The organism is Paraburkholderia sp. J69-1, assembly GCF_905220255.1.
In the GTDB taxonomy this organism is placed as follows: domain Bacteria; phylum Pseudomonadota; class Gammaproteobacteria; order Burkholderiales; family Burkholderiaceae; genus Paraburkholderia.
On record NZ_CAJMZG010000088.1, the window covers coordinates 1 to 559 of the forward strand.

Annotated in this window: 1 pseudogene; it reads right to left on the bottom strand. The window is 58.0% G+C overall.

The window, feature by feature from the left end:
- Nucleotides 1–559 (bottom strand): annotated as a pseudogene (locus U5A67_RS40495) (IS5/IS1182 family transposase); the annotation flags it as partial.

Below are 559 nucleotides of genomic sequence, written 5' to 3' on the forward strand. Positions count from 1 at the left end.
CAGCTTCTTCTTGCCCATCGCTTCGCGCGCGGCGTTGGCCATCGGGCTGAGCTGAGCGCGGTCACTACCGACGTTCGTCACTTCGTGTGTCACGATGAGGTGGTGCTTCGTATCAACAGCCACCTGAACGTTGTAGCCCACCACGCCTGTGCCCTTGGCTTGCGACATCATCGAACGTGAGTCGGGATCAGTCAGCGAAACCTGCTTTTCCGGTAAATCATTCAACAGTTCCGCGGCCCGATCCAGATCTCGCATCTGCTCGCGCAGTGTCTCGATCTTGTCCCGTAGCCGTTCGGTTTTCGCTTCCACCTCGACTGGTTGCGTGCGATCAGCCGTCTCAAGCGCATCCAGATAGCGCTGGATGCTTTGCTCGATCTGCTCCTGACGCTTTGCGATCTTGTTGGGCGTGAAGTTGTTATCGCGGCTGTTGACCGCCTTGAACTTGCTGCCGTCGACGGCAACGACTGCTTGCGTGAACAGCTTCAGATCACGGCATATCACCACGAAGCGGCGGCATACATTGCGAATGCCGGCGCCATTGCTGCGTCTGAACTCGGCA